The organism is Methanocorpusculum petauri (assembly GCF_026891975.1).
Classification (GTDB): Archaea; Halobacteriota; Methanomicrobia; order Methanomicrobiales; family Methanocorpusculaceae; genus Methanocorpusculum; species Methanocorpusculum petauri.
On sequence record NZ_JAPTGB010000007.1, the window covers coordinates 78198 to 91606 of the forward strand.

16 protein-coding genes are annotated in these 13409 nt (G+C 52.1%); 2 read left to right on the forward strand and 14 right to left on the reverse strand.

Going from position 1 to position 13409, the window contains the following annotated elements:
- Positions 1-112: 112 nt before the first annotated feature.
- Complete coding sequence (locus tag O0S10_RS04465; protein ID WP_268922302.1) at positions 113-586, reverse strand: 50S ribosomal protein L11; 474 nt, start codon at positions 584-586, stop codon at positions 113-115.
- Positions 587-678: 92 nt separating this feature from the next.
- On the opposite strand from O0S10_RS04465, the gene O0S10_RS04470 reads away from it, so the two are divergent.
- Positions 679-1017 (forward strand): alkyl sulfatase C-terminal domain-containing protein, encoded by a 339-nt coding sequence (locus O0S10_RS04470; RefSeq protein WP_268924698.1) that lies wholly within the window; start codon positions 679-681, stop codon positions 1015-1017.
- Here O0S10_RS04470 and O0S10_RS04475 read toward each other — a convergent pair.
- The 13 genes from O0S10_RS04475 to O0S10_RS04535 all read right to left on the reverse strand — a co-directional run bounded on the left by O0S10_RS04475 (position 1004) and on the right by O0S10_RS04535 (position 11805).
- Entirely contained in the window at positions 1004-1957 is a 954-nt protein-coding gene (locus O0S10_RS04475) for an EamA family transporter (RefSeq protein WP_268924699.1), read from the reverse strand. The two genes, O0S10_RS04470 and O0S10_RS04475, sit on opposite strands and share 14 nt — an antisense overlap.
- A gap of 23 nt (positions 1958-1980) precedes the next feature.
- A complete protein-coding gene (locus tag O0S10_RS04480; RefSeq protein WP_268924700.1) occupies positions 1981-2457 on the reverse strand; it encodes a transcription elongation factor Spt5 in 477 nt (158 codons plus the stop codon).
- A 4-nt stretch (positions 2458-2461) separates the two neighbouring features.
- Positions 2462-2647 (reverse strand): protein translocase SEC61 complex subunit gamma, encoded by a 186-nt coding sequence (locus tag O0S10_RS04485; protein WP_268924715.1) that lies wholly within the window; start codon positions 2645-2647, stop codon positions 2462-2464.
- Positions 2648-2710: 63 nt separating this feature from the next.
- Positions 2711-4045 (reverse strand): cell division protein FtsZ, encoded by a 1335-nt coding sequence (gene ftsZ / locus O0S10_RS04490; protein WP_268924701.1) that lies wholly within the window; start codon positions 4043-4045, stop codon positions 2711-2713.
- Entirely contained in the window at positions 4042-5370 is a 1329-nt protein-coding gene (locus tag O0S10_RS04495) for a D-aminoacyl-tRNA deacylase (RefSeq protein ID WP_268924702.1), read from the reverse strand. Before O0S10_RS04495 ends, ftsZ begins: the two co-directional genes overlap by 4 nt.
- A gap of 95 nt (positions 5371-5465) precedes the next feature.
- Complete coding sequence (locus O0S10_RS04500) at positions 5466-6233, reverse strand: heparan-alpha-glucosaminide N-acetyltransferase (RefSeq protein WP_268924703.1); 768 nt, start codon at positions 6231-6233, stop codon at positions 5466-5468.
- 164 nt (positions 6234-6397) lie between these two features.
- A complete protein-coding gene (locus O0S10_RS04505; protein WP_268924704.1) occupies positions 6398-6778 on the reverse strand; it encodes a 4Fe-4S dicluster domain-containing protein in 381 nt (126 codons plus the stop codon).
- A gap of 7 nt (positions 6779-6785) precedes the next feature.
- Positions 6786-7868: a hydrogenase large subunit gene (locus tag O0S10_RS04510; protein ID WP_268924705.1), complete on the reverse strand. Its 1083-nt coding sequence runs from the start codon at positions 7866-7868 to the stop codon at positions 6786-6788.
- Positions 7865-8251 carry an NADH-quinone oxidoreductase subunit C gene (locus O0S10_RS04515; protein ID WP_268924706.1) on the reverse strand — a complete coding sequence of 129 codons (387 nt, stop codon included), beginning with the start codon at positions 8249-8251 and terminating at the stop codon, positions 7865-7867. Before O0S10_RS04515 ends, O0S10_RS04510 begins: the two co-directional genes overlap by 4 nt.
- Entirely contained in the window at positions 8248-8688 is a 441-nt protein-coding gene (locus O0S10_RS04520) for an NADH-quinone oxidoreductase subunit B family protein (protein WP_268924707.1), read from the reverse strand. The genes O0S10_RS04515 and O0S10_RS04520 overlap by 4 nt, the downstream gene beginning before the upstream one ends.
- On the reverse strand, positions 8685-9557 hold the full coding sequence (locus O0S10_RS04525; protein WP_268924708.1) for an NADH-quinone oxidoreductase subunit H: 873 nt from the start codon (positions 9555-9557) through the stop codon (positions 8685-8687). The genes O0S10_RS04520 and O0S10_RS04525 overlap by 4 nt, the downstream gene beginning before the upstream one ends.
- Positions 9554-11497, reverse strand: a complete 1944-nt coding sequence (locus tag O0S10_RS04530; RefSeq protein ID WP_268924709.1) for an NADH-quinone oxidoreductase subunit 5 family protein — start codon at positions 11495-11497, stop codon at positions 9554-9556. The genes O0S10_RS04525 and O0S10_RS04530 overlap by 4 nt, the downstream gene beginning before the upstream one ends.
- Before the next feature lie 128 nt (positions 11498-11625).
- Entirely contained in the window at positions 11626-11805 is a 180-nt protein-coding gene (locus O0S10_RS04535; RefSeq protein ID WP_268924710.1) for a hypothetical protein, read from the reverse strand.
- A gap of 190 nt (positions 11806-11995) precedes the next feature.
- On the opposite strand from O0S10_RS04535, the gene O0S10_RS04540 reads away from it, so the two are divergent.
- Positions 11996-12703 carry a PH domain-containing protein gene (locus O0S10_RS04540; RefSeq protein WP_268924711.1) on the forward strand — a complete coding sequence of 236 codons (708 nt, stop codon included), beginning with the start codon at positions 11996-11998 and terminating at the stop codon, positions 12701-12703.
- Positions 12704-13409: the final 706 nt, after the last annotated feature.

The following is a 13409-nucleotide window of genomic DNA, read 5'->3' on the forward strand; positions in this document are numbered from 1 at the left end:
CCTCCATAGTTCTCGACCGGTTATAGGACCGATCTCCTATGGTTGTTCTCTACAACTGTACATTTTTCGCGGGGTATCTCGCCCGCTACCCGTTTGAAGCCGGACACACACTTTATGCAAGCTGTGCGTCGTACTCGCCTGCATTGACTGCGGCAATTGCGGCTTTTGCCGTTTTGCCGTCGATGGTCACACCAACAGATACGCAGGTGCCCATGACTTCCTTGACCGAGTTTTTCAGGTCATAGGAAAGCATGCTCTCCATCTTCATCTTTGCAATGCGAATGACAGCTTCAAGCGGCAGATTACCAACTGCCTGAGTATTTGGAGTGCCGGAGCCCTTCTCAATTCCCGCTTCCTTCATAACAAGTGCGGTTGTCGGAGGGATACCGACCGTTAACGTGACGTTCTTTTTGTCATCGACTGTAACCGTTACCGGAACAGACATGCCGTTGAACTCAGCAGTCTTTTTGTTGATGTCATCAACGACTGCTTTCACGTTGATCCCAAGGGGACCCAGTGCCGGACCAAGTGGTGGTCCTGCAGTTGCTCTACCGCCAGGTACCAGTACCTCGACAGTTTCTGCCATTGTATCACCGTATGTCAGTACGGATCTAAAGGTCCGCCTGACATTGGTTTAATAGGGTCGACGTATGAGAACATAAATCTACTGGCTCGCCCATGATCACTGAAGGCAGGGCTGAAAATTTATCAGTTACCTGGCAGAACCTTACGGACGATTGTGCGTTTGTGAACCGTGATCTCCCAGAGGGGATATGGGGCGGCCTGGTTTCGGTGCAGATTTCTGTCCTGCATGGTAGGGAGGGTGTTACCGATGCGAATGCAGATGCAGTTATTTCCGGAAATAAATTCGATTTCGTGGAATATCTTGCGGACGGGGAGTATTCTCCGGAAAGACTGGAGCGGATCGCCGATATCTCCGGGGATGCCGGAGTTGTGATCCGTTTTCTGGAAATGCAGGAGCCGTCTGCTCCGAATTTCAATGTCATTTTACCCTGAGATTTTTCTTCGGAATTTTTTTCTTTTTTTCTTTTCCGACTGATCGGAGATGCGGATATGCAATGCCCGCAAAGATGCACAGGACACCGAACCACTGAATCCAGGAGACGGCCTCGTGCAGTACGATGACCGAGGTGATGATAGCCACTGGCAGTTCCGAAGAGCTGAGGATTGTCGCAGCGCCGGTGGATATCTTTGGTGTCCCGACCGCATAGAGTAAAACGGGAAGACATGCGCCGAACAGACCAAGTGCTGCACCGTAGATCCATATCCCGGAGATCACGGTGCCGCTCGTGAAATATTCTGGCGAAAGTACACACAGAAGTACAAACAGCGCACAGGTAACAATCCAGAAGCTCCGGTGTACCGGATGCATTTGCGGTTCGATGCGACCGCTCAGAAAAATGAACACGGCATAGCAGAACGCGCACAGGAGACCCGCGCAGACACCGATCGGTGTCAGGGATATTTCTGTCCCGAGAACCCCTCCGGCAAATAGTGTTCCTATGAGAAGAATTGCCACGGCTATTACGGACGTACGCGAGGGGAGTCTGCGCTCGGCAATGCTTTCCAGAATGATGCCAATCCAGGTGAACTGGAACAGAAGCACCACCGCAACTGATGCAGGCGTTGTCTCAAGCGAGAGGTAGTAGAAGAGACACACTGAACAGGTAACTGCGCCGGTGATCAGAAGAATTACGACACGGTGCAGCAATGGGGTGCGGAGGTGGGACGGGGTGAGGGTCCTGTTCCGTCGCAGGGTCAGAAGGATCAAAAGAAAGATGCCGAGGATCACCCAGCCGGAGAAGTACTGACTGACAACCACGTCGGCAAATGTGTATCCCTGTTCGTAGGCAAGTTTTACAATCGTCGAGAGAATTCCGTAACAGCATCCGCCGGCAAGAACCAGCAGAGGATACACTACAGCCCTGATATCCATAAAAAAGAAAGGGATGTGAAAAATTATTCGTGGTTGCGATCGATCACACGCACATTGTCACCGCGCACGGTGATCGGAATCGGTACGATGGACTCGTACAGTTCAACCGTGATCTCTTCTTTGGTGTGGTCCACGCGCTTGACCACAGCCTTCTCGCCCTTAAAGGGTCCCGCGATCAGCTCAACAATTGTACCTTCTTCAATACCGGATACTGCCGGTTTGGGCACAAGGAAGTGTTTGATCTCTTCCATTGAAGTTTCATTTTTCAGAACAACACGCGCATGTGCAATCGTTTCCACCAGTTCCTCAATGCGTGCATGCTCTTCGGGGCTTTCCACAAAGACATAGCCCTTAATATCCTCCGGAACCACTACAGCCGTTACGACAACGTCCGTCATATTATTTTCAATAGCCTCACGGATATTATCCGCAACCGTCCGCTCGTGCTTGGATGTCGTCTTAATTATGTAGTAGTGGTTGCCAAACTCTGAATCAGTCATAGTTTCACGGAAGCAGGTAGTGGAAGACCAGATATATGATGAAACCGAAAACCCCGATAACCGCAATACCAGCTGCCGCAACTGCGGAGATCTTGAAGAATTCGTCCTTCGTTGGTCTGCGTGCAAGTTTTAATACACGCAGGTACTTGCGGAAGAACTCGGAGATGCTCTGTTTGGAGACCTCCGGCATTTTCACGTTTACGGCAGAGGATGCTGCCTTCTTTTCAGTATTTTTTTCGTCTGCCAATATAATTCACCTCAGGAAGTCAATCTCAAACTTGGATTTCTGAACCTGACTTGATTGTGGTGCCGTATATGTTTGCTCCTGTTTACCATAAATCTGTGGGGACTGAACACCGGTCACAATAAGCATGGTACGCATACGACCTTCCATCTCCGGGTCAACCTGCACTCCCCAGATGATCCGTGCTCCCGGGTCGATGCGCTGGTAAACTTCCTGCACAACACCTTCAGCCTCAAACATGGTCATGTCGGGGCCGCCGATAACATTGATAAGTGCGGCGGTCGCGCCGGTGATGTCAACGTCCAGCAGGGGAGAACGCAGTGCTTTCTTGATGGAGTCGGTTGCTTTGTCTTCGCTGTCGGACTCACCCATACCGATCATGGCAATGCCACCCTGTTCCATGACGGTACGGACATCGGCAAAGTCAAGGTTTACGAGACCGGGGAGGGTAATCAGTTCGGTGATACCTTTCACCGCGCGCATCAGAACTTCATCGGCGACTTTGAATGCCTGAGAGAGAGGAAGACGCGGGACGACTTCAAGGATGCGGTCGTTTGGAATGACGATGACGGTATCCGCAACCTCACGAAGCCGCTCAAGACCGATCTCGGCGTTCTCCATACGGGTCGCGCTCTCACTCGTGAATGGAAGCGTGACGATGGCAATCGTCAGTGCGCCGACCTCTTTGGCAATTTTTGCGACAATCGGTGCGCTGCCGGTACCGGTTCCGCCGCCAAGACCTGCAGTGACAAATACCATGTTCGAACCGTTAATGGACTGGCGGATAACATCCTCACTCTCCAGTGCGGCTTCTTCTCCGCGCTGGGGCATTGCACCTGCACCAAGACCTTTTGTTGTCTGGCGTCCGATCAGGATGCGTTTTCCGACGCGTCCGCGGAGCATTGAGAGGTGCTGGGCATCGGTGTTCAGTGCGTAAATCTCCGCACCCTCAACACCTTCTTCGAAGATGCGGGCGACAGTGTTGGATCCGCCACCGCCACAGCCGACAACGGTGATCTTCGTTTTCAGAGACTCAAGAATATCGTCAAACTCGTCGTCGTCATCCGTGTGATTCTCCGCCGGTGGCGTATACTTATACTGGCTGGAAAAATCGATGTCCTGTTTTGGTGCTGAGACAGGATCGATAGCTGGTCTCGGAGTCGGAACAGGAGCGGCACGAACCGGCTCGGGGGCAGGACTTTCGTATTCGGGGTATGCCTGTTCTCTGCGCGGGGTGAGTTCGACCTCATCCTCTGCATCATATATTGCGGAGACTGCGCTGTTGTCGCGTGCGGTCTCTTCAAACCGCTTGCGTGATAGTGCTTCTTCTACGATTGATCTCATGAGTAATTCTCCAATCCCGGGATATGGATGGTGGACTGAACCGTCTTGGTCACCATCTCCGGCGTGACCGTTCTACCATCTGGAACGGTTACAGATTCACCTGCAACAAGTTTTCCGAACAGCGGACCGGACGGGACACCCTGCATGCGCGCGAGCCGGGCGTCAAACTGCCGACGGGTTATGGTGATCCGATCACCTTCCACCGTGGTACCCTGTGTACGTGTTATTTGTTGGATTGATGAAGCTATTAAATCACCTGCTATATCACGGCGACGGGCGGCGGTTGTTAACAGGATAGGGAGAACTTTTCCGCTTTTGCCGGTGGTGTGAAACACACCGCCGATCCGATCCAGTTCTGCAAACAGTATTTCTTCCCTGCCGCCGAATGCTTCACTGAAAAAATCCTCGGGAAGAGTAATGGAGACCGGGTCTCCTGCATCGATCTCGCCGTGGGGGAAGAGTTTGATTGCGGGGTCGATCTCTTTTGCAAAGGAGAGGAAGTTTGTCCAGATTTCCCACGGCATGGTTCCGATTTTGTGCAGGTCGCTTTCCGTTACTTCGGGGATGCCAAGTTCTTCCAGCAGTCCTTCGATGTGGGCGGCTTCTGATTTTGACATGGCTTTTTTGTCGACATGCGCGGCAATCGCACCACTTTTTGCGATCATCTGCCGGATCATCGCGGCGTCCACACCAGCAATGTTCCGGGTATGCATCATGTGACCGAATGCTCCCCGGGTTTCGAGGGCAATGGCGGTCTGCCGGACGGCGTAGTGTGTTCCGCCGAATCCGATCAACGGAATGATTTCTTCTTCGGGATCGGCCATGAGGATGCTGGTAGCAGCAGCACGAACGGCGTGCATGTTCCGCCATTCGGTTTCGGTACTGCCTACTTCTACGAAGAAGTACGGTGCATGGATGTTGGTGGGGCCGTGGTGGGTAATTTCGTAGGAGACGCGAAAGCCCTCCGGAACATACTTCTGATGGTTGCGGAGAACCGCCCGCATCCATGCAGGTGCAGTGATGCCAAGTTCACGAGGATTTCCGCCAAGGTCTGCGGTGGTGAAGTTTCCGGCGGGATGGACGGTCAGGACCGGTACCGGGTTGATACTTGCATGGCGGGCAAGAAATATGACGAGGTCTGCGTCAGGGCAGGTGATGTCGTCGTCTGCGTTGATGATGCGGTCATTCCATTCATGAAACGTCACCTCGTGTTTGGAAAGAAGCGGCCATCCCTCATCAGGCGGGTTTTGGATGAGGTTGTCTATTGCGGCACGGAGGTTTACCCCGGCAATATCGGTGGTGGAGTGGATTATATCGATCTTCATGCTGGTAGAATTTTTGGCTTCGGGAAATGATGTGTGTTTTCTTTGAGGTTTTCTGAAATAACCAAAATCACCTTTCAGGAGTTTCCAAAAAAAGTTCAGAGATACCCGATACCTGTAACCGCACTCACGATCCACAGTATCGCAAATATTACCGGGATGTGCGCCAGATACACACCAAGCGTCACTTTGCCGTTCCCCATACGGGCAAAGAATTTCCCGATTCTCCCCGCTTCCGGGAATCGGAAACTACGGATGCCGTTTGGATAAAAGAGATCCCCGAGTGCAATACCGATCAGCAGCACGCCAAACCACGGGAACAGCGGGAAATAGTCCTGCGTTGTGTTCATGAAATCCGCTCCATGAATTCCCAGCGGATACAACCATTCAGGAGCGGTAATTTCCGGAATCACAAAGATGCCGATGAGAACGACAATGATGCCGGGAAGTATGTTCCATTTCCCGAACTGCAAAAACGGCAGGCACAACAGCATTGAGATGCTGAGCATGTGCAGGAAGCCGAACTTCACATACACGTCGTTATGAAGGAAAAGAGCCGCACCGATCCAGGTAGCAATGGTAATTCCTATTGCAACGACGAACAGAAACAGGGCTTTGATGACGATGGAGCGGTAGTACTCTTTTGTTGTTCTGCCTTTTTTACGGGCGTGCCGGAGAATCAGTGCAACACCTGCAATGAGGACAAAAGATGCGGATGCAATGTTGATCGTCCCGTAATAACTGAGAAACTCCTCGTCTTCAACGATCATGTGGAAGATCACCATGCAGGCAAGGAAGTGGTACACGATCATCCCGACAAGGGCAATGCCCCGGACTGCGTCCACTTCCCAATATCTGTCTCCCATGGTATTCCGTCCTATTTGGTTTCGATCGATATATATTTTGAGATTGACAGGGATATTTTCCCTATGTGAGATGATAATCCGGGAAAGATATTTTCTTCATAATCCGTTCTGAAAAAGGTACGTGAAAGAGAGTGGAATGTTCTGCAAAGTAAAAAAGAAAAAAATTATTTCCCTGTCTCAACGTCCTTTTTCGGACGTTCCGGTTTTACATAGGTGATGGAAAACGTTTCGGTCCCGCGTTCGCTCGGTGTTGCAGACGTTGAATACTCTGTTGCGAGCGACACCGCACCGAACTTGCACAGTTCGACACACTGACTGCAGATAACACATCGGAACCGGTCGATCGTCCACGTCTTTGTCGCACGGTCAACGGTGATCGCCTGTGACGGACAACGTTTCATACAGATCGTGCACGAGGTGCATTTTGATGGATCGAGCACAACATGGCCGCGGGTCGCATCAAAGTGCCGGGCAGGCTCTGCCGGAAATGTTGTCGTTACCGGCTTGTGCGTAAACTGTTTGAGGATAATTTTCAGCATCTTCATCGCATCATCACCTCTCCATACATCCGATGCACGGATCAATCGTCAGGACAATCTGCGGTACATCCGCAAGTTCCGCGCCCGCAAGCATCGCGACCAGCGACGGAACATTCGTCAGTGTCGGCGTCCGCACGCGGAACTGCGTCAGGTACTTTGTACCGTTGCCGCGGAGGTAGTGCACCACTTCGCCGCGGGGCTGTTCGGATCTGCTGAAGTACTCGCCGTCCGGGTTGCCCTTCACCGGTACCGCCACTTCGCCGTCCGGCATTGCGGCAATGATTTTGTGAATGATGTCAACGGACTGGAACAGTTCTTTACACCGCACTTCGCAGCGTGCGTATCCATCGCAGCCGTCTGCCGTTACCGGTTTGAATCCGACATCCTGATACGCCAGATACTCCGATGTCCGGACATCCTGCGCCAGTCCTGAGCCGCGGGCAACGGGACCAACCGCACCGAGGTTGTATGCGTCGTCAGGTTTCAGAATGCCTTTTCCGATCAATCGTTTTTTCAGGGTATAGTCGTTTAAGAAGACGTTTACCATCTCCTGCATCTCAGATTCAATGGTCTCAAGCCGTTTGTCCATGCCGGACAGGAATTCGTTCGTGACATCGCGGCGGACACCGCCTACTTTGCAGACTCCCTGAATTACCCTGCCGCCGGTTGTTGCTTCAAGTTCATTTAAGATCGATTCACGAATTTTCCATGCGTTGTAGAACAGACTCTCAAAGCCCAGTGCGTCCGCAAACAGGCCGAGCCAGAGCAGATGGCTGTGAATACGTGAGTATTCTCCCCACATCGTCCGGAGGTAGTTGGCGCGTTCCGGAATTTCGATGCCCATCAGTCCTTCCACACCCTGACAGAATGTCGAGGAGTGTGTGAAACTGCAGATGCCGCATATCCGTTCCGCAAGGTACACGAAGTCAGCATATTCGCGGCGATCCACCAGACTTTCCAGACCGCGGTGCACGTAACCGATTGACGGAATGGCCTCAACCACGTGTTCATCTTCGATCACGAGATCGAGATGAATCGGTTCGGGCAGTACCGGATGCTGCGGGCCGAACGGTACAACCGTTCGTCTGCCGGTCATGATGCGTCCTCCCGGGACACTTTCGTCACCGTTGGTGCGGGTGTTTCCTTCTTTTTGAACGGATATGGTACGCTTGTGCGGATGAATGTTCCGCCGAAGTCAAGGGTCATGCCGGTGAACGTGAATCCGTAGAGATCGTGAATTTCGTTCTCGTACACGAACGCCCCGCCGTAGGATGCACCAATTGACGGGATTACCGTTTCTTCCGGAACGGTGATGCGGTAATGCACAAGATCGTTGTCTTTGTCAAACGAGTAGGTAATATCGTACTCTTCAGCCGCCGCAGTACAGGTGATCACCACAAGACGGCGCCCCTCGGCTTTCATGTCAGCCGCTATTTTCTCTATTCCTGCGGGGGATGCAGGGATTATTTCCATCGTCATAGTGAGCCTCCGTTGTCAAGTACAGCACGTTTTTGTTCCAGAACGCCGATCGCTTTGACCACTCCTTCAATTAGTGCTTCGGGCCGTACCGAGCATCCCGGTACATATACATCCACCGGAATGATCGTGTCAACCCCGCCGGAGACATTGTAGCAGTCGCGGAACACACCGCCGGAGGAGGCGCAGATACCGACTGCGACAACAACTTTTGGTTCGGGGATCTGGTCGTAGAGGTTTTTCAACACCTCTTTGTTCTGCTCGTTTACACTGCCGGTCACAACAAATATATCCGCGTGCGCCGGGTTGCCGGTATTGATGATGCCGAACCGTTCCACGTCATACAGGGGCGTCAGCGCTGCGAGGATTTCAATGTCGCATCCGTTGCAGCTGGATGCATTGTAGTGCAGAAGCCAGGGGGATTTTCCAGCAGAACTCATCCTATCACACCTCCTAAGAGACCGATCACTGCGATGTTAACTACACCGAGGAGGATCGTTACAATCCACAGACTTTTCACTGTCATTTTCCACGTCACCCGCGGGAACAGGTTGTCCATCAGAATTTCCAGGAAGTAGCAGATGACGACTACAATAATGCCGAGAACCGGATTTCCTGCAAAGAACAGGAACAGAAGTGCAAGAATCAGAACCGTCTCGTACCAGTGGGCAATCTCCACTTTTGCAAGTGTTCTGCCGGATAAGGATGCTGTTACGCCCTTCACAAGTTCCTGATGGGCGTGGTGCGATGTTGAAATGTCAAACGGGGATTTCCGCAGTTTCAGTGTGAGAATTGCAAACAGTGCGAGGAACACACCCGGCAGATAGATGATCGGCGGAACGGTTTCTTTGAGAATGTCAGAGACGAAGAAGCTGCCCGTTATCAGGAAAAATCCCGCTGCAAGCAGGATCAGGATTGGTTCTGCAACCATGACGCTGATCAGTTCACGTTCCGCACCCACGCTTGAGTACGGGGCGTTTGCTGCATATGCTGCAAGAATGAGGAAGGTATGCGCAAGTGCAAGGGCAAAGACGACCAGAAGCAGGTCGCCTCCGGCGAACAGCAGTGCTCCGGAAAATGCAATCAGGACGAGGTAGCCTGTGGTGAAGATCATCTCTACCGGGTTGGCAAACGCACGTTCTTTGTGCCAGAGTTTGCTGATGTCGTAGAACGGCTGTAATACCGGAGGGCCGCGCCGGCTCTGCATCCGTGCGGTAAGTACGCGGTCAATTCCGGCGATCAGTCCGCCGAGAAGCGGTGCAAGAATAAGGAACAGGACTGCACCTGCTGCTGCAAGAAGATAGTTCATATCATCACCCCCAGAAACGCGAGTACAAACATGATTCCAATGAGAAGAATGGAGATAATCCATGACGGTTTAATCAGTACATCTTCTCCGCAGTACTCTTCCATGTAGTAGTTTGCGGATTTTGCTTCTTTGTACACGCCGAGCGAACCACGGAATCTGCCAGTTTCATCAACCCCGCGACCGCAGAGATAGGGGGGGAGGGTTCTGCCTGCGGAGGATCCGAAGTGGGCTGCAAGTACGAGGACTGCGAGAATTACGAACATGATTGCGATCATGAGAATGTTGTCGGAGAGTATTGCTCCGGTATCGGTAAATCCAGTATAAATTCCGGCAAGATAGGGTTCGATCCAGTATATGGTGATTGCGGCAAAGCCGACACAGCAGAGGATTGTGAAGATTCCGGTGGCAGTTACTGCGATTTTTTCGGATGTGTGCAGGGTGGTGTCGGGAGCCTGAGGGCGGTTCATGCGCATGAACAGTTTTCCGAGCCATTTCGTCCAGAAGAATATCGTGAATGCACTGCCGAATGCAAGGAGGATGACGAGGGCCCAGCCGAACGGAGCTTCGAGGAATGCGACGATTGCCGCCCATTTGGAGATGAGCATGCCGAACGGTGCAAGGTACATGCCGCAGATTCCTATGATCATCATGGTTGCCAGAAGCGGCAGGCGGACGAGAAGTCCGTCCATGTCTTCGATGTCGCGGCTGTCGATTCTGTGCTCAACTGCACCGACGCACATGAACAGGAGCGCTTTTGCAACGGCGTGGAAGATGATCAGAAGAATTGCTGCCATGACTGCTTCAGGGGTGCCGATTCCGGCACAGGCAGTTATCAGGCCGAGATTTGCGATGGTTGAGTAGGCTAAAACTTTCTTTGCGTTGCTCTGCGAGATGGCAAGGGCGGAGGTTACAAAGAAGGTGAAGACACCAATCGCGGCGAGGGCTGTGCCGACGGCGGTCTGCGCAAAGACCGGGGCGAATACGACCAGAAGGTAGACGCCGGCTTTTACCATGGTGCTGGAGTGCAGGAGGGCGGATACCGGGGTCGGTGCGACCATTGCACCGGTAAGCCAGGTTGAGAACGGCATCTGGGCGGCTTTGGTGAGACCGGCAACGGCGATGAGTGCTGCCGGAATGGTGAGTGCCGCCATTTCATGGTAGCCGATAATGCCGGTGATGCTGAGGAGGTTGGTTCCGAACGGTTTTATCTCGAGAAGGGAGATGATTGCAAGGGTAAAGGCTATTCCGCCGATGAGGTTCATCCACACGGCGCGGAAGGAGTTGGTGACTGCTTCAGGCGTTTTTGAGTATCCGATAAGGAGGAAGGAACACAGCGTGGTGACTTCCCAGAAGCAGAGGATCCACATGAGGCTGTCGGAGAGGACGATGCCGAACATGGCGGTGAGGAAGATGAAGAGCATCGCGAAGAAGTACGGTTTGCGTTCGGTAATCTCGGTATGGTGATGATGATAGTCTTTCATGTAGCCGAGGGCATAGACGCAGATGAGGGTTCCGATAATGCCGATGATCAGTACCATAATCGCCGACAGGTTGTTGACGACGAATGTGGTTGAGATAACGACGGATTCGGCATAGACGAACTCCAGAACAAACAGCAGGGCGAGCTGGACAAGGGAGAGGGCAAGTGGAAGGATTCTGCGGTATTTGATTGAAAGTGCGATGATTGCAAGGGCAATTACGAGCTCAACCACAAAGAGACCGATGCTTATCAGTTTAGTATGTTCAAGGGCGATCATCAGCGGTAGAGGACTTGCCCATGCAAGGTAGGCAAGGCAAACCGATGCGGCAATAATGATCGCGGAAGCGACACCGACAATACTGGTACGAATGGCGTCCCTGTTCAGCACGGCAAGGAGGATTCCGGCAAACAGGGGGACCAGCAGCAGTATGAGGATGGCTACGAGTTCCGGCGGGTACATAATATCACTTGTTGAAAGTATGGGGATTGATCATTATTAATCATTCTAATTCTTGCCCGAACCCGGACAGGGATGTGTTCCGTCCTCTGTGGGGATGGAAATCCAGAGTAAACGCTGCCTGTGGGGAGTTATGCAGTTAGTTCTTTCCATACATGCGTCTGGAAGATACTGTCTGCTTTTGCGGCTTCTTCCATTTCAAGATAGAGTTTCCAGGGAACGGCATAGGTGAGATATTCATGGGGAATGAGGTTGCGTACGTGTAGTCTTCCGGCAAGATCGGTGAGGCCGAGGACGGCAGACGGGAGCAAATCTTCCCCTGAGGTGTTGTGCAATGATGCTGTCCATAGGTTTTGTAGTGGGTGCAGTCCAGGATAAAGTTTTGGGTAATCTGTATGGTTGTAATTTTTTCCGGTAATGTGACCCGTGATGGGTTTTTCCGGAGGTGCTGCTCCATAGATAAGAAAGCATAAGACCTGCAACGACAAACTATCAACAGTTATGGCTGAGGATGTGGCAGGCAGTTCGATGCCTCAGGATATTCTGAATACCTTCTACTCCGGCGAGAATCCGCTCTGTGTGATGCAGAATCTCCGTGAGGTACAAGGCCGCAAAAAGATACTGATTATTTCGGATCAGCGGCTGATGTACTTTGAGGAGAATGCGACGGGTATGTATGATGATACGCTGTATGCGTTTGCCCGTATTGATTCGGCAGTTTTTCATGAGGGTAAAAAATCGGCGGAGCTGAAGATCGCTGATACGGATGGTGCGGTGCTGAAGATCGACTGGCTTCTTCATGAAGAGGCGGAGCGGGTTCTCCTGACATTACAATCGGCGATGAATGATCTGGGAACTGCATTGGTGTCTCTGGATAAGAGGAAGTCGATGTTTTCCGGGGAGGAGTGGACGCTGAAAAAGCCGGTGGATTATCTGACGAAGACGGTGAAGTCGGATGCGCCGCCGATGACGGAGAGTTATGTTGCGCCGATTCTTCCCAAGGATGAGGCAGTGGCGGATGAGGGGGGACATGAGCTGTTTGAGGAGAGTGGGGAGCCGGTCTGTGCTTCTGCGGAAAGGGAGGAGATGGATCAGGATACGGTGAGAGAGTGTCTGAAGGCGCTCCGTACACTGTATGATAATCATGTGCTGACCGAGGAGCAGTACCGCAAGCTGCGGCTGCCGCTTCTGGAGATGCTGGATATTTAATTTCTTTTTTTGTGGTTGTGCCCGGAGGGACTATCTGTGAGGAGGTATCCTTGGGGAGGGGGGTTCGGAAATTTTTGATACGTGGTTATTCCAAGTTAATCCAGGTTTTGCGTTATTCTGTGGAGGTTTTTCGGGGGCTTTTTTGCTTTGGTTTTGCTTGGAGTAACCACGGAAAACACTGAATACACAGAATTCCACGGAAAAAAAAACACGGAATACCGCCGCTTCGCGGCTTACGGAATACACAGAAAGAATCTGTGTATTAATTGAGTGGAGATATTTAGCAGGTATTTTTTCTGGAAGCTGTTGATGGGTAAGTGGTGAGTGGGCATGATGAAAAGAAAACGCAGATAACGCAGATGTGCCTGACGGCACAGCTTCGCTCATCGCATTTGCTCTTCGTCGCTCGCCTTCCCGTCCGAGCGGACGGGCGGCGTTGCTGTCGCAAACGCGACGGCAAATGCTCGCGAAGCTCCCACTCATTCCTTATCCTACACCAGCTTCGCGAGCATTTTTAGCCGCGTTTGCGATAACGACCCCGAAGGGGGAGTAGAGCAAGACCTCCGGGCTTGCGAAGCAAGCGGGGCGTAGCGACGCATCTGCGAAATCTCGCGTTTCCTTTTTCATCTTGCCCCTACCAAAGACTCCTGACTATCTTAAATCAGTGCAGTCCACGGGAAGATTCCAGTCTTCGCCGCGGAGTTTG